Source organism: Neobacillus sp. 114 (genome assembly GCF_030127045.1).
In the GTDB taxonomy this organism is placed as follows: Bacteria; Bacillota; Bacilli; order Bacillales; family Cytobacillaceae; genus Neobacillus; species Neobacillus rhizophilus.
In genome coordinates this window covers 132523-146444 of the sequence record NZ_CP126144.1, presented here as the reverse complement: position 1 = coordinate 146444, position 13922 = coordinate 132523, and the positions used below count along the sequence as shown (strand labels likewise).

The 13922-nt window shown below is 41.5% G+C and carries 28 protein-coding genes; all 28 read right to left on the bottom strand.

The window, feature by feature from the left end:
* Positions 1 to 99: 99 nt before the first annotated feature.
* The 28 genes from rplQ to rplC all read right to left on the bottom strand — a co-directional run bounded on the left by rplQ (position 100) and on the right by rplC (position 13891).
* The gene (gene rplQ, locus QNN06_RS00810; RefSeq protein WP_213148258.1) at positions 100 to 462 is read right to left on the bottom strand and encodes a 50S ribosomal protein L17; all 363 of its coding nucleotides are present in this window, start codon (positions 460 to 462) and stop codon (positions 100 to 102) included.
* A gap of 41 nt (positions 463 to 503) precedes the next feature.
* On the bottom strand, positions 504 to 1448 hold the full coding sequence (locus QNN06_RS00805; protein ID WP_284036752.1) for a DNA-directed RNA polymerase subunit alpha: 945 nt from the start codon (positions 1446 to 1448) through the stop codon (positions 504 to 506).
* A 173-nt stretch (positions 1449 to 1621) separates the two neighbouring features.
* Positions 1622 to 2011, bottom strand: a complete 390-nt coding sequence (gene rpsK / locus QNN06_RS00800) for a 30S ribosomal protein S11 (RefSeq protein ID WP_173062711.1) — start codon at positions 2009 to 2011, stop codon at positions 1622 to 1624.
* Between the two features lie 22 nt (positions 2012 to 2033).
* Positions 2034 to 2399, bottom strand: a complete 366-nt coding sequence (rpsM, locus tag QNN06_RS00795; protein ID WP_213121065.1) for a 30S ribosomal protein S13 — start codon at positions 2397 to 2399, stop codon at positions 2034 to 2036.
* A gap of 21 nt (positions 2400 to 2420) precedes the next feature.
* A complete protein-coding gene (gene rpmJ / locus QNN06_RS00790) occupies positions 2421 to 2534 on the bottom strand; it encodes a 50S ribosomal protein L36 (RefSeq protein WP_000868344.1) in 114 nt (37 codons plus the stop codon).
* Between the two features lie 35 nt (positions 2535 to 2569).
* A complete protein-coding gene (infA, locus tag QNN06_RS00785) occupies positions 2570 to 2788 on the bottom strand; it encodes a translation initiation factor IF-1 (RefSeq protein WP_007085268.1) in 219 nt (72 codons plus the stop codon).
* Positions 2789 to 3070: 282 nt separating this feature from the next.
* The gene (locus QNN06_RS00780) at positions 3071 to 3721 is read right to left on the bottom strand and encodes an adenylate kinase (RefSeq protein WP_213121066.1); all 651 of its coding nucleotides are present in this window, start codon (positions 3719 to 3721) and stop codon (positions 3071 to 3073) included.
* 66 nt (positions 3722 to 3787) lie between these two features.
* A complete protein-coding gene (secY, locus tag QNN06_RS00775) occupies positions 3788 to 5083 on the bottom strand; it encodes a preprotein translocase subunit SecY (RefSeq protein ID WP_284036751.1) in 1296 nt (431 codons plus the stop codon).
* A complete protein-coding gene (rplO, locus tag QNN06_RS00770) occupies positions 5083 to 5523 on the bottom strand; it encodes a 50S ribosomal protein L15 (RefSeq protein ID WP_213121068.1) in 441 nt (146 codons plus the stop codon). Before rplO ends, secY begins: the two co-directional genes overlap by 1 nt.
* A gap of 32 nt (positions 5524 to 5555) precedes the next feature.
* A complete protein-coding gene (rpmD, locus tag QNN06_RS00765; RefSeq protein ID WP_213121069.1) occupies positions 5556 to 5738 on the bottom strand; it encodes a 50S ribosomal protein L30 in 183 nt (60 codons plus the stop codon).
* A gap of 13 nt (positions 5739 to 5751) precedes the next feature.
* Positions 5752 to 6252, bottom strand: coding sequence for a 30S ribosomal protein S5 (rpsE, locus tag QNN06_RS00760; protein ID WP_213121070.1), 501 nt, complete (start codon positions 6250 to 6252; stop codon positions 5752 to 5754).
* A gap of 23 nt (positions 6253 to 6275) precedes the next feature.
* A complete protein-coding gene (gene rplR / locus QNN06_RS00755; RefSeq protein WP_213121071.1) occupies positions 6276 to 6638 on the bottom strand; it encodes a 50S ribosomal protein L18 in 363 nt (120 codons plus the stop codon).
* A 32-nt stretch (positions 6639 to 6670) separates the two neighbouring features.
* Positions 6671 to 7207, bottom strand: coding sequence for a 50S ribosomal protein L6 (gene rplF, locus QNN06_RS00750; protein ID WP_284036750.1), 537 nt, complete (start codon positions 7205 to 7207; stop codon positions 6671 to 6673).
* A gap of 31 nt (positions 7208 to 7238) precedes the next feature.
* Entirely contained in the window at positions 7239 to 7637 is a 399-nt protein-coding gene (gene rpsH, locus QNN06_RS00745; protein WP_213121073.1) for a 30S ribosomal protein S8, read from the bottom strand.
* A gap of 31 nt (positions 7638 to 7668) precedes the next feature.
* On the bottom strand, positions 7669 to 7854 hold the full coding sequence (gene rpsN / locus QNN06_RS00740) for a 30S ribosomal protein S14 (protein WP_009499044.1): 186 nt from the start codon (positions 7852 to 7854) through the stop codon (positions 7669 to 7671).
* 23 nt (positions 7855 to 7877) lie between these two features.
* Positions 7878 to 8417, bottom strand: a complete 540-nt coding sequence (rplE, locus tag QNN06_RS00735) for a 50S ribosomal protein L5 (protein ID WP_213121074.1) — start codon at positions 8415 to 8417, stop codon at positions 7878 to 7880.
* Positions 8418 to 8443: 26 nt separating this feature from the next.
* Entirely contained in the window at positions 8444 to 8752 is a 309-nt protein-coding gene (rplX, locus tag QNN06_RS00730) for a 50S ribosomal protein L24 (RefSeq protein ID WP_213121075.1), read from the bottom strand.
* Between the two features lie 37 nt (positions 8753 to 8789).
* Positions 8790 to 9158 carry a 50S ribosomal protein L14 gene (gene rplN, locus QNN06_RS00725; RefSeq protein WP_038538479.1) on the bottom strand — a complete coding sequence of 123 codons (369 nt, stop codon included), beginning with the start codon at positions 9156 to 9158 and terminating at the stop codon, positions 8790 to 8792.
* A 38-nt stretch (positions 9159 to 9196) separates the two neighbouring features.
* The gene (rpsQ, locus tag QNN06_RS00720; RefSeq protein WP_066321295.1) at positions 9197 to 9460 is read right to left on the bottom strand and encodes a 30S ribosomal protein S17; all 264 of its coding nucleotides are present in this window, start codon (positions 9458 to 9460) and stop codon (positions 9197 to 9199) included.
* A 24-nt stretch (positions 9461 to 9484) separates the two neighbouring features.
* Positions 9485 to 9685: a 50S ribosomal protein L29 gene (gene rpmC, locus QNN06_RS00715; RefSeq protein ID WP_066321294.1), complete on the bottom strand. Its 201-nt coding sequence runs from the start codon at positions 9683 to 9685 to the stop codon at positions 9485 to 9487.
* A complete protein-coding gene (rplP, locus tag QNN06_RS00710; RefSeq protein WP_284036749.1) occupies positions 9675 to 10109 on the bottom strand; it encodes a 50S ribosomal protein L16 in 435 nt (144 codons plus the stop codon). The genes rpmC and rplP overlap by 11 nt, the downstream gene beginning before the upstream one ends.
* Positions 10110 to 10111: 2 nt before the next feature.
* The gene (gene rpsC, locus QNN06_RS00705; RefSeq protein ID WP_213121078.1) at positions 10112 to 10768 is read right to left on the bottom strand and encodes a 30S ribosomal protein S3; all 657 of its coding nucleotides are present in this window, start codon (positions 10766 to 10768) and stop codon (positions 10112 to 10114) included.
* A 3-nt stretch (positions 10769 to 10771) separates the two neighbouring features.
* A complete protein-coding gene (gene rplV, locus QNN06_RS00700) occupies positions 10772 to 11113 on the bottom strand; it encodes a 50S ribosomal protein L22 (protein WP_213121079.1) in 342 nt (113 codons plus the stop codon).
* 17 nt (positions 11114 to 11130) lie between these two features.
* Complete coding sequence (rpsS, locus tag QNN06_RS00695) at positions 11131 to 11409, bottom strand: 30S ribosomal protein S19 (RefSeq protein ID WP_213121080.1); 279 nt, start codon at positions 11407 to 11409, stop codon at positions 11131 to 11133.
* Between the two features lie 60 nt (positions 11410 to 11469).
* Positions 11470 to 12300, bottom strand: coding sequence for a 50S ribosomal protein L2 (gene rplB, locus QNN06_RS00690; RefSeq protein ID WP_213121081.1), 831 nt, complete (start codon positions 12298 to 12300; stop codon positions 11470 to 11472).
* A gap of 27 nt (positions 12301 to 12327) precedes the next feature.
* Positions 12328 to 12612 carry a 50S ribosomal protein L23 gene (rplW, locus tag QNN06_RS00685; protein WP_249367016.1) on the bottom strand — a complete coding sequence of 95 codons (285 nt, stop codon included), beginning with the start codon at positions 12610 to 12612 and terminating at the stop codon, positions 12328 to 12330.
* The gene (rplD, locus tag QNN06_RS00680) at positions 12612 to 13235 is read right to left on the bottom strand and encodes a 50S ribosomal protein L4 (RefSeq protein ID WP_213121082.1); all 624 of its coding nucleotides are present in this window, start codon (positions 13233 to 13235) and stop codon (positions 12612 to 12614) included. Before rplD ends, rplW begins: the two co-directional genes overlap by 1 nt.
* A 29-nt stretch (positions 13236 to 13264) precedes the next feature.
* Positions 13265 to 13891, bottom strand: coding sequence for a 50S ribosomal protein L3 (rplC, locus tag QNN06_RS00675; protein ID WP_284036748.1), 627 nt, complete (start codon positions 13889 to 13891; stop codon positions 13265 to 13267).
* Positions 13892 to 13922: the final 31 nt, after the last annotated feature.

The window sequence follows — 13922 nt, the reverse complement described above, 5'->3', positions numbered from 1 at the left end:
TTGGCTTGGTTCGTACGTATATACTTGTTTTTACAGAAAAAGGGCAAGAACAAGTTTGTTCTTAAACTGTCCAATACCCTTGTTGTCTGTTAGATAATATTAAACTAACTCGATAATAACCATTGGTGCACCATCACCGCGGCGTGGTCCAAGTTTCATAATGCGGGTATAGCCGCCTTGGCGCTCTTGGTAACGTGGAGCAATGTCAGTAAAAAGCTTTTGTAATGCATCTGTACCTGTTTCAGCATTTGCTACTTCGTTACGAACGTATGCAGCAGCTTGACGACGGGCATGTAGGTCACCGCGTTTGCCAAGAGTGATCATTTTCTCAACAGTTGAGCGAAGTTCTTTCGCGCGAGTTTCTGTTGTTTCAATGCGCTCGTTGATGATTAAATCTGTTGTTAAATCACGAAGCATAGCTTTACGCTGTGCGCTTGTGCGTCCTAACTTTCTGTATGCCATGAAGGGTTCCCTCCTTTTTGAAGTCGTTGAACGGATTTAGACTAGTCGTCTTTACGTAAGCCTAATCCAAGCTCTTCTAGTTTTGCCTTCACTTCTTCAAGTGATTTGCGGCCTAAGTTACGTACCTTCATCATATCTTCTTCAGTCTTATTCGCTAATTCCTGAACAGTGTTGATGCCTGCACGCTTTAAGCAATTATAAGAACGAACGGATAGATCGAGTTCTTCAATGGTCATTTCAAGAACTTTTTCTTTCTGATCTTCTTCTTTTTCAATCATGATTTCAGCATTTTGTGCTTCATCAGTAAGACCAACAAAGATGTTTAAATGCTCAGTCAATATTTTCGAACCAAGAGCAATCGCTTCTTTTGGCCCAGTGCTTCCATCTGTCCAAACATCAAGCGTTAGCTTGTCATAGTTTGATAATTGACCTACACGGGTGTTTTCTACCTGATAAGAAACACGAGCAACAGGAGTGTAAATGGAATCAATCGGAATGACACCAATTGGCTGATCCTCTCTTTTGTTTTGGTCAGCAGGCGTATATCCGCGGCCGCGTTTAGCAGTCAAACGCATATGAAGATGTCCATTTGCAGATAATGTTGCAATATAAAGGTCTGGATTTAAAATCTCCACATCACTGTCATGCGTAATGTTGCCAGCAGTAACAGGTCCTTCACCTTGAACATCAATTTCAAGTGTTTTTTCTTCATCAGAATAGATTTTTAAAGCTAATTTTTTAATGTTTAAAATGATGGATGTTACATCCTCTACGACGCCTTCAATTGTTGAGAACTCATGAAGTACCCCATCGACCTGAATCGAAGTAACAGCGGCACCTGGGAGTGAAGATAATAGGATACGACGTAAGGAGTTACCCAAAGTGGTACCATATCCACGCTCAAGTGGCTCTACGACGAATTTGCCGTATTTGGCATTTTCGCTGATCTCAACCGTTTCGATTTTTGGTTTTTCTATTTCGATCATCCAATAACCCTCCTTCAAAACGTCGAAACCTCGATTAGAGTTCTAATCGAAATTCCCCCATGTATACGTTCCCGTTTTGTGCACAACAACTGGAATAAAATTTCTGTATAAAAGGCAATAAATTCATATCATATCCCATTATAGACAGATGATATAAATTCTATACAGAAAAATTACACACGACGGCGTTTTGGCGGACGGCATCCGTTATGTGGAACAGGAGTAACGTCTTTAATTGCCGTAACTTCAAGACCAGCAGCTTGAAGAGCACGAATAGCTGCTTCACGGCCTGCACCAGGGCCTTTAACTGTTACCTCTAAAGTTTTCATACCATGTTCCATTGATGCTTTTGCTGCAGTTTCAGCTGCCATTTGCGCTGCGAATGGAGTAGATTTACGAGAACCTTTAAATCCAAGCGCACCTGCACTAGACCAAGAAATTGCATTTCCATGAACATCAGTGATGGTTACGATCGTATTGTTAAATGTTGAGCGGATATGAGCAACCCCAGCTTCAATATTCTTTTTAACACGACGCTTACGTGTATTAGTTTTACGAGCCATTTAATTTAACCTCCTTTGCCGATTACTTCTTCTTGTTCGCAACAGTCTTACGAGGACCTTTGCGTGTACGGGCGTTGTTTTTCGTATTTTGTCCACGAACCGGTAAGCCGCGACGATGACGCAATCCGCGGTAGCAGCCAATTTCCATTAGACGCTTAATGTTAAGTGAAATTTCACGGCGAAGGTCACCTTCAACCTTTAGCTTGTCAACGATATCACGGATTTTGTTTAATTCATCTTCTGTTAAATCACGTACACGAGTATCTTCAGAAACAGCAGCTTCTGCTAAGATTTTTTGTGCAGTTTTTTTGCCAATACCATAAATGTAAGTTAAAGAGATAACTACACGTTTTTCACGTGGAATATCTACACCAGCAATACGTGCCATAAATGTGCACCTCCTTGTCGATTAACCTTGTTTTTGTTTATGTTTAGGGTTTTCACAGATAACCATTACTTTGCCGCGTCTGCGGATAACTTTGCACTTTTCGCAGATCGGTTTAACAGATGGTCTTACTTTCATTATCCTAACCTCCTTGAGTTTCGGAGTGCAAACAATTATTTGAAACGGTACGTAATTCTACCGCGCGTTAAGTCATATGGAGAAAGCTCAACAGTCACTTTGTCACCTGGCAAGATCCTGATAAAGTGCATGCGGATTTTCCCAGAAACGTGAGCCAGCACAGTATGACCATTTTCCAATTCTACCTTAAACATTGCATTCGGCAAAGTTTCAATGACTTTACCTTCAATTTCAATTACATCATCTTTGGCCACAGTCTCGTCCCCCTTCTCTTTAAAGAATTATCGTTCGTAAGACTAGTAATGTAATGCGAGTCTTCTCATTCGTACGTAGTTAGCAACCCTACAATTTTAACATATTGTTGTGTCTTTGTCCGCAAGTAATTTCTGCATAAAAGAAGAATAATTTCTTCAGTCATTCTTGCCCAACTCTCGGTTCTGCATACCCAGTACAATAGAAAAGCCAGTTACTTGCACATACAATTGAATTCTATGAGAGAAAAGCGAGAGTCGCGTGCCAATTTGGAATGATGAGCATTAACGAAGACCCCGCAAAAGTTCTTCAATATCAGCAAATACTTTGTTAATATCCTGCTGACCATCAAGAGTACGCAAGTACCCTTTCTCTTCATAAAAAGATAATAATGGTTCTTGCTGTTTGATATTGACATCTAATCTATTTTGAACTGTTTCAGCGTTATCATCTGCTCTCTGATATAGCTCTCCGCCGCAACGGTCGCATACACCCTCTTTTGCAGGAGGATTGAATACTAGATGATAGGTTGATCCACATTCCTTACAGATACGACGTCCAGTCAAACGCTCCATTAAAATGCTTTTATCAACATTTATATTGATTACGTAGTCGATTTTTTTATTTAAATCAACTAGTAAATTTTCTAATGCATCTGCTTGAGGTACTGTTCTAGGAAAGCCATCAAGTAAAAAGCCATTTTGACAGTCTTCTTTACTTAACCGTTCACGAACGATGCCGATTGTTACTTCATCAGGAACAAGCTCACCTTTGTCCATGAATGATTTAGCTTTTAAACCCAGTTCAGTTCCTTCCTTCATTGCTGCACGGAACATATCTCCAGTTGAGATATGAGGGATGCGGTATTGTTCAACAATTTTTTCAGCCTGAGTGCCTTTACCTGCACCAGGTAGCCCCATTAATACTAAATTCACACATATTCCCCCTCGTGCTATATGTGAGGTTTATTGGGGCCCATTAAAGGGTCCCGCAAAACCCTTTTATTTAATAAATCCTTTATAGTGACGTTTAACTAATTGTGCTTCAAGCTGCTTATACGTTTCAAGTGCAACACCGACGACGATCAGCAAGCTTGTTCCGCCAATTTGTGCCGATTGTGGCAGATTCGCAATTTTAATAAATAAAACTGGAAGTACTGCAATAATAGCAAGGAAAATGGCGCCGATAAAAGTCAACCGATATAGGACGCGTGTTAAATATTCCTGCGTGCTCTTACCCGGACGAATTCCAGGGATATAGCCGCTCTGCTTTTGTAAGTTTTCCGCTGCTTGTTCAGGGTTAACTTGAATAAAGGCATAAAAATAAGTAAACGCAATAATTAACGCTGCATAAAGTGTCATCCCGATTGGATGAGAATAATCAAAGACTTTCATAATCCAAAGCGTTACATCATTCGTTGGGAAGAAGGATGCAATCGTTCTTGGCGTAACAATAAACGAAACGGCAAAGATGACAGGGATTACTCCAGCTGCATTTACTTTTAATGGCATATGGGTAGACTGGCCGCCCACAGGATTACGTCCTACTGCCATCCGTTTCGCATATTGAATTGGAATTTTCCGAGTTGCCTGTTGGATGAAAATTACACCCACTATAATTGCAATTACTGCTAATGCAATTAGAACAACAGTCACAATACGTAAGAATAATTGCTCGCCGGCATTTTCAAACTGCTGAACATAAATCTGATTTAGCACATTAGGGATACCTGCAGCAATACCTGCAAAAATGATGATAGAAATACCATTTCCAACACCTTTAGCAGTAATTTGCTCCCCTAACCACATTAAGAACGATGTACCGGCAGTAAGCACAACAGCAATTAATAAATACGTTCCAATTCCAGGGTTTTCAATCAATTGTCCTTGGGACAAATTGTTAAAGCCGTATGACATACCTAATGCTTGGATAAACCCAAGCACGACGGTGAAATATCGAGTGAATTGGGCAATCTTCCGGCGCCCTGCTTCACCTTGCTTTGACCACTCCGTAAACTTTGGAACAACGTCCATCTGTAGGAGCTGTATAATAATTGAAGCAGTGATGTAAGGCATAATCCCCATTGCAAAAATAGAGAATTGCTTTAATGCGCCTCCGCCGAATGTATTTAATACACCGAAGACACTTAGCTTATCTTGTGCAGCTAGTGCTTCAGCATTTACATTCGGAACTGGAATGAAAGTGCCGATTCGAAATACGACTAACATTAAAAGGGTGAATATGATCTTTCGACGTATATCACCCACGCGCATAAAATTGGAGATTGTCTGGAACATTAGATCACCTCAGTAGTTCCACCGGCAGCTTCGATCGCTTCCTTAGCAGCAGAGGAGAATTTATGAGCTTTAACTGTAAGCTTTTTCTCTACGTTCCCTTTAGCAAGAACCTTGATTCCTGCTTTTTCGTTACTTACCACACCTGATTCGATAAGAAGTTCTGGAGTAACTTCTGTACCTTCTTCAAAGCGGTTCAATGCATCAAGATTAACAACGGCATACTCTTTACGGTTGAAATTTGTGAAACCGCGTTTAGGTAAACGACGGAATAATGGTGTTTGACCACCTTCAAAACCGATACGGACACCGCCGCCTGAACGAGCATTTTGACCTTTATGACCTTTACCTGCAGTCTTACCTTGGCCAGATCCGATACCACGGCCTAAACGCTTACGCTCATGACGAGAACCTTCGGTAGGCTTTAATTCATGAAGTTTCATATTGGCACCTCCTTATGAAAGAAAACAATGAATTATTGTTCTTTTACTGTTACAAGGTGAGCAACTTTAGTAATCATACCGCGAATAGCAGCGTTATCTTGATGCTCAACTGTTTGATTTAATTTACGTAAACCTAGCGCTTTAACTGTTTCGCGTTGGTCTTGTGGACGACCGATTACGCTGCGGCTGAGGGTAACTAAAAGTTTATTCGCCATTTGATTTCCCTCCTTATCCTAACAGTTCTTCTACTGATTTACCACGTAATTTTGCTACGTCTTCAGCACGTTTTAGTTGTTTTAATCCTTCTACAGTAGCACGTACCATGTTAATTGGTGTGTTAGTCCCTAATGATTTTGATAGGATATCCTGAACACCTGCTAATTCTAGTACTGCACGAACAGGACCGCCGGCGATAACTCCTGTACCTTCAGAAGCAGGCTTTAGAAGTATTTCACCAGCACCAAAACGTCCAATTACTTGGTGAGGAACAGTTGTTCCAACCATTGGCACTTCTACTAAGTTTTTCTTTGCATCTTCGATAGCTTTGCGGATTGCATCAGGTACTTCCTGCGCTTTACCAGTACCGAAACCGACATGGCCGTTTTTATCTCCCACTACGACAAGTGCAGAGAAACGGAAGCGACGTCCACCTTTAACAACCTTCGCAACACGGTTAACCGTAACTACGCGTTCTTCAAGTTCAAGTTTGTTTGGATCAATGCGACGCATCTAATTTGTCCCTCCTTTGTCTATTAAAATTGTAAGCCGTTTTCGCGGGCAGCATCAGCTAATGCTTGAATACGTCCATGGTAAAGGTATCCTCCACGGTCAAATACGACTACAGAGACTCCTTTTTCTACCGCACGTTTAGCGACTAATTCTCCAACCTTTTGTGCAGCTTCAGTGTTGCTAGTTGACTCAAGGCTAAGTTCTTTATCTAATGTAGAAGCACTTGCTAAAGTAACTCCCTTAGTGTCATCGATTACCTGTGCATAAATATGCTGGTTAGAACGAAACACGTTTAGACGTGGACGAGCAGAGGTACCGCTAAGCTTCGCACGAACACGAGCGTGTCTTTTACGGCGAGTAGCGTTTTTATCTTGCTTCGTAATCATTTACGTCACTCCTTTCGTTTACTTATGCGGCATTACTTACCTGTTTTACCTTCTTTACGACGAACAAATTCGCCTTCGTAACGGATTCCTTTGCCTTTATACGGCTCTGGAGGACGAACTTGACGGATATTTGCTGCTAATGCACCAACACGTTCTTTGTCAGTACCTTTTACAGTAATTTTTGTATTTGCAGGAACTTCGATTTCAAGGCCTGTTTCAGGTTCGATTTCAACTGGATGAGAGTATCCAACGTTTAGTACAAGCTTGGTACCTTGCTTTTGAGCACGGTAACCAACCCCGATCAACTCTAATTTCTTTTCGAAGCCTTTAGAAACACCTTCGACCATATTTGCGAGTACCGCACGAGTTGTACCGTGCAATGCGCGGTGTTCTTTCACATCTGATGGACGAGAGATGGTTACAAGATTCTCTTCAACATTGATTGTAATATCTGGATTAAAAGAACGAGAAAGCTCGCCTTTTGGTCCTTTAACAGTAACAGTGTTGTTATTTACAGCAACTGTTACACCTGCTGGGATTTCAATAGGTTTTTTTCCTACGCGAGACATTTAGTGCACCTCCATTCATTCAAAAAATCTCTTACCAAACGTATGCTAAAACTTCTCCGCCGATTTGTTTAGCACGAGCTTCCTTATCAGTGATCACGCCTGTTGAAGTAGATACTAGCGCAATACCAAGTCCATTTAAAACACGCGGTACTTCGTTAGATTTTGCATAAACGCGAAGACCAGGCTTGCTTATACGCTTCAATCCAGTAATAACACGTTCGTTATTTGCACCGTATTTTAAGAAGATACGGATGATACCTTGTTTATTGTCTTCGATATATTCCACGTCACGGATGAAACCTTCACGCTTTAGAATTTCAGCGATTTCTTTTTTGATATTAGAAGCAGGTACTTCTAATTTCTCGTGACGCACCATATTCGCATTACGAATGCGAGTGAGCAAATCAGCAATTGGATCTGTCATGACCATTGTTTTTTACCTCCTTCCACAAACTCTAGTTTTACCAGCTAGCTTTTTTAACACCAGGAATTTGTCCTTTGTATGCTAATTCACGGAAACAAATACGGCAAAGCTTAAATTTACGATATACAGAGTGTGGACGGCCACAGCGTTCGCAGCGTGTGTACTCTTGTACTTTGTATTTAGGCGTGCGCTTTTGTTTCGCAATCATTGACTTCTTAGCCACGTTTTCGCCTCCTTATTTAGCGATTACTTTTGGAACGGCATTCCGACTTGAGTTAATAATTCACGAGACTCTTCATCGGAATTTGCAGTTGTTACGATAACGATATCCATACCACGAACCTTGCTTACCTTATCGTAATCAATCTCAGGGAAAATTAGCTGTTCTTTAATACCCAATGTGTAGTTGCCGCGACCATCAAATGCTTTTTTAGAAACACCACGGAAGTCACGTACACGTGGTAAGGAAACAGAAACTAACTTATCAAGGAATTGATACATACGCTCACCGCGAAGAGTGACTTTTGCACCAATCGGCATTCCCTCACGAAGACGGAAACCAGCGATAGACTTTTTCGCACGAGTTACTAAAGGCTTCTGACCAGTGATCATTGCTAATTCTTCAACTGCATTATCAAGGGCTTTAGCATTTTGAACTGCGTCACCAACACCCATGTTTATAACGATTTTTTCAATCTTAGGTACTTGCATAATGGATTTATAGTTGAACTTGCTCATAAGAGCAGGAGTGATTTCTTTTACATACTTTTCTTTTAGGCGGTTCATTGAGTGTACCTCCCTTCTTCTTTAGACTATTTATCTAATAATTCACCGGATTTTGCTACTCGGACTTTTTTGCCATCAACCGATTTGTAACCTACACGTGTAGGGTTACCTGTTTTAGGATCGATAGGCATTACATTTGATACATGAATTGGAGCCTCGAAGCTGATAATGCCGCCCTGTGGGTTTGCTTGTGAAGGTTTAGCGTGTTTTTTCACGATGTTCACGCCTTCTACAAGAACACGGCTTTCTTTAGGATAAGCAGCCAGGATTGTACCTGTCTTGCCTTTATCCTTACCAGAGATGACTCTGACCTTATCACCTTTTTTTACATGCATCCGTAAGCACCTCCTTAAAGGCAATTGGAATTTATAATTATAGTACTTCTGGAGCTAGAGAAACAATTTTCATAAAGTTATTGTCGCGAAGTTCGCGGGCAACTGGTCCAAAGATACGAGTTCCACGTGGGCTCTTATCTTCTTTTACAATTACACATGCATTTTCATCAAAACGGATGTAGGAACCGTCAGGACGGCGGACACCGCTCTTTGTACGAACAACAACAGCCTTAACAACATCACCTTTTTTAACAACGCCACCAGGTGTTGCTTGTTTCACTGTACAAACGATAATATCGCCGATGTTAGCCGTTTTGCGGCCAGAACCACCAAGAACTTTAATGGTAAGCACTTCACGAGCACCAGAGTTGTCAGCAACTTTTAAACGTGATTCTTGTTGAATCATGTGTGTAACCTCCCTTCGGAAAAACTATCTCCGAACAATTAAATAATAACTGCTTTTTCTACTACTTCAACTAAACGGAAGCGTTTTGTAGCTGAAAGCGGGCGAGTTTCCATAATACGTACGATGTCGCCAACTTTTGCTTGGTTTTGCTCATCATGAGCTTTGTACTTTTTAGAGTACTTTACGCGTTTACCGTAAAGGGGATGCTTTTTGTATGTTTCGACAAGAACAGTTACAGTCTTATCCATTTTGTCAGAAACAACGCGTCCAGTGTAAACCTTGCGCTGGTTACGTTCACTCATCACTCGTGAACCTCCTCTCGGATTTTACTTATTAACGCTGATTTCTCTCTCGCGAATCACAGTTTTCATGCGAGCGATTGATTTGCGTACTTCACGGATACGAGCTGTATTTTCAAGTTGTCCAGTCGCCAATTGAAAGCGAAGGTTGAAAAGCTCTTCTTTTAAAGATTTTACTTTTTGTTCAATTTCAGCAGTGGTAAGGTCACGAATTTCATTAGCTTTCATTTGATTCACCACCAATTTCTTCACGTTTTACAAACTTGCACTTTACAGGAAGTTTGTGTGCTGCAAGACGAAGAGCTTCACGAGCAATTTCCTCAGAAACGCCGGCAATTTCAAACATGATTTTTCCTGGCTTAACTACTGCCACCCAGCCTTCAGGTGAACCTTTACCGGAACCCATCCGTACTTCTAGAGGCTTTGCAGTATATGGCTTGTGAGGGAAAATCTTAATCCAAACTTTACCGCCACGTTTCATGTAACGAGTCATCGCACGACGAGCAGCTTCGATTTGACGGTTTGTTACCCAGGATGCTTCCATTGATTGCAGACCGAATTCACCGAATGATACTTCAGTACCGCCTTTTGCGTTTCCACGCATGTTACCACGATGTTGACGGCGGAATTTTACGCGTTTTGGCAATAACATGATTATTTGCCTCCTTCCCCAGTTTTCTTCTTAGTAGGAAGGATCTCTCCACGATAGATCCATACTTTTACACCAAGTTTACCATAAGTAGTATCAGCTTCTGCTGTAGCATAGTCGATATCAGCGCGAAGTGTATGAAGTGGAACAGTTCCTTCGCTGTAATGTTCTGAACGAGCGATATCGGCACCACCAAGACGACCGGATACCATTGTTTTAATACCTTTTGCACCAGCACGCATAGCACGTTGAATTGCTTGCTTTTGTGCGCGGCGGAAAGATACGCGGTTTTCTAATTGACGAGCAATGTTTTCAGCAACTAACTTCGCATCAACATCAGCCTTCTTGATTTCAAGAATGTTGATATGAACGCGTTTGCCAGTTAATTGGTTTAATGCTTTACGAAGTGATTCCACTTCAGTACCGCCTTTACCGATTACCATACCAGGCTTCGCTGTATGGATTGTGACGTTAACACGGTTCGCAGCACGTTCGATTTCAACTTTAGACACAGAAGCATCTTTTAAGCGCTTCGTGATGTATTCACGAACCTTAATGTCTTCGTGTAAAAGATCAGCAAAGTCTTTACCTGCGTACCATTTAGATTCCCAATCACGGATGATCCCGATACGCAAACCGACTGGATTTACTTTTTGACCCACAGCTTATCCCTCCTTCTTCTCTGATAAAACGATTGTAATGTGGCTTGTGCGCTTGTTGATTTGACTTGCACGGCCCATAGCGCGTGGACGGAAACGTTTTAAGGTTGGACCTTCATCAACGAATGCTTGGGATACAACCAAGTTATTTACGTCCATTTCATAATTGTGCTCAGCATTTGCCATAGCGGATTTTAAAACCTTTTCAACAACTGGAGAAGCAGCCTTCGGAGTCAGATTTAAAATCGCCACCGCTTCACCAACTTGCTTTCCTCGAATTAAATCGACGACTAAGCGGACTTTACGAGGAGCAATACGGACTGTTCTTGCAACAGCTTTAGCTTGCATTGGGATGCCCTCCTCTCTTAACGTCTTGTTTTCTTATCATCGTTACCATGACCTTTGTAAGCACGTGTTGGAGCGAATTCTCCAAGCTTGTGTCCTACCATGTCTTCAGTAACATACACAGGCACATGTTTACGGCCATCATAAACGGCGATCGTATGACCGATAAATTGTGGGAAAATCGTAGAACGACGAGACCAAGTTTTAATCACTTGCTTCTTATCGGATTCATTTAACTTTTCAACCTTAACCATTAAATGATCATCAACGAATGGTCCTTTTTTTAAGCTGCGACCCATGAATGAACCTCCCTTCGTGAGTGGTCTACGGCTCTGTCTTTGAACCGTAGTTCAATCACGTTATTTTTTACGACGACGAATAATAAGTTTGTCGGATTTGTTTTTCTTCTTGCGAGTTTTGTAACCAAGAGTCGGTTTGCCCCAAGGAGTCATTGGAGACTTACGTCCGATTGGTGAACGTCCTTCACCACCACCGTGTGGGTGATCGTTAGGGTTCATAACAGATCCGCGGACAGTTGGGCGCTTGCCTAACCAGCGAGAACGACCAGCTTTACCAATTTTAATAAGTTCATGCTGTTCGTTTCCTACTTGACCGATAGATGCACGGCATTCAGAAAGAATCATGCGTGTTTCACCAGAAGTTAAACGTACAAGTACGTATTTACCTTCTTTACCAAGTACTTGAGCGCTTGTTCCAGCAGAACGAACTAACTGGCCGCCTTTACCTGGTTTTAATTCGATGTTGTGTACTACTGTACCAACAGGAATATTTGCTAATGGAAGTGAGTTACCCACTTTAATATCTGCCTCAGGGCCCGACATTACTTCCATGCCTACTTCAAGATTTTTTGGAGCTAAGATATAACGCTTTTCACCATCAGCATAGTTGATTAGTGCAATGTTTGCAGAACGGTTTGGATCGTATTCGATAGTGGCAACGCGTCCAGGAATGCCATCTTTGTTACGTTTAAAGTCGATTAAACGATATTGACGCTTATGGCCGCCACCTTGATGACGAACAGTTAACTTACCTTGGTTGTTACGGCCGCCTTTGCTCTTTAAAGGAGCTAAAAGTGATTTTTCAGGTGTGCTTGTTGTGATTTCAGCGAAATCAGAAACAGTCATCCCACGACGTCCGTTAGAGGTAGGTTTGTACTTTTTAATCGCCATTTTATTTCCCTCCTCTTATATTAGATTTTAGCTTTCAAAGAATTCGATTTCTTTGCTGTCAGCAGTTAGTTTAACGATTGCCTTGCGGCGTTTGTTTGTGTAACCGCCAAATTTACCCATACGCTTGAACTTACCTTTGTAGTTCATGATGTTGACTTTATCAACTTCTACGCCAAAGATTTCTTCGACAGCATCTTTAACTTGAGTTTTATTAGCCTTAACATCTACTTCAAAAGTATATTTCTTTTCAGCCATTAGGTCAGTAGAACGTTCAGTGATAACGGGGCGCTTAATGATATCGCGTGCATCCATTATGCAAGCACCTCCTCTACTTTTTCAACCGCTGCTTTTGTCATGATTAATTTATCATGATTTACAACGTCTAATACGTTGATTCCATCAGCAGTTACAACTGTCACACCAGGAATGTTGCGAGCAGATAATGCTACGTTTTCATCAAGGTCAGCTGTAACGATTAATGCTTTTTTCTCAACAGAAAGACCATTTAAAACAGCTTTGAAGTCTTTTGTTTTTGGTGCATCGAAAGCTAAGCTTTCAAGTACTAACACTTTTTCTTCTAGAACTTTAGAAGATAATGCAGATTTGATTGCTAAACGACGAACTTTTTTCGGTAATTTATAGCTGTAGCTGCGTGGTTGTGGACCAAATACAGTACCACCTCCGCGCCATTGTGGAGAACGGATAGACCCTTGACGAGCACGACCTGTTCCCTTTTGGCGCCATGGTTTACGACCACCGCCGGCTACCTCAGAACGATTTTTAACTTTATGAGTTCCCTGACGTAAAGAAGCTCTTTGCATAATGATCGCTTCAAATAATACGTGTTGGTTAGGTTCAATACCAAATACGGATTCGTTTAACTCGATTTCACCAACTTGTGAACCGCTTTGGTTAAATAATGCTACTTTCGGCATTCCTATGTTCCTCCTTTCTTATGAAGTGATTATGCTTTAACCGCACCTTTGATTTTTAGTAATGCTTTTTTCGCACCTGGAACGTTACCTTTGATTAAAAGAAGATTACGCTCAGTGTCAACCTTAACGACTTCAAGGTTTTGAACAGTAACTTGCTCTCCGCCCATACGTCCAGGTAATAATTTACCTTTGAATACACGGTTTGGAGCAACTGGTCCCATTGAACCAGGACGACGATGGTAACGAGAGCCGTGAGCCATTGGGCCGCGAGATTGTCCGTGGCGCTTGATAGAGCCTTGGAAACCTTTACCCTTTGAGATTCCTGTTACATCTACTAAATCGCCTGCAGCGAAAATATCAACATTGACTTCTTGACCAACTTCAAAGCCTGCTAAGTCATCTCCGCGGAATTCGCGAACGAAGCGCTTAGGAGCAGTATTCGCTTTTGCAACATGTCCCTTTTCAGGTTTGTTAGCTAACTTTTCACGTTTATCTTCGAAACCTACCTGAATAGCCTCGTAGCCATCAGTTTCCGCAGATTTCTTTTGAAGAATAACGTTTGGAGCTACCTCAACTACTGTTACAGGAATTAAGTTTCCGTTCTCAGCAAATACTTGAGTCATACCAATCTTTCTTCCTAAGATTCCTTTGGTCATGTAAGTCACACCTCCTAATTTTGTATAAATT